Below are 408 nucleotides of genomic sequence, written 5' to 3' on the forward strand. Positions count from 1 at the left end.
CTTGAAGTATCTAGAGCTATAAGCTGGGCTAGGGAACTAGTAATCCTCTTTACATTACCTGCAATTTTCATCATTGCAACAATTCCTTTCGACATGATAAAAAGTTTTGCATATCTCGATTCTGAGCAAGTATTCATTGGCACTCTTTCGCTGATCCTCGAAATATGGGTGTGTGTATTTTTAATTCGAAGGTGCATATGCCCCCCTCGCGACGAACCCATTCGTTTCAACCGGAAACGAAAAAAAATCTATGCCTACAACTTCAAAGACTGTTGGTGGAAGCCTTTCGGAACCTGGAAAGTCGAGCCAGTCTGCTACGACTGGTCGCAAGTGCGCGCCGAGCGCTGGCTTTACCGTGGCGTGCCGGGAAACGGTGCGCCCAGTTTCAAATGTGGGGTGGTGCTGTCC

The 408-nt window shown here is 47.3% G+C and carries 1 protein-coding gene; it reads left to right on the forward strand.

The features are described 5' to 3' along the window. On the forward strand, positions 1 to 408 hold a 408-nt coding region (locus QWI17_RS16730; protein ID WP_302723667.1), incomplete at both ends, for a DUF6708 domain-containing protein.

The organism is Gilvimarinus gilvus (assembly GCF_030518155.1).
Taxonomy (GTDB): domain Bacteria; phylum Pseudomonadota; class Gammaproteobacteria; order Pseudomonadales; family Cellvibrionaceae; genus Gilvimarinus; species Gilvimarinus gilvus.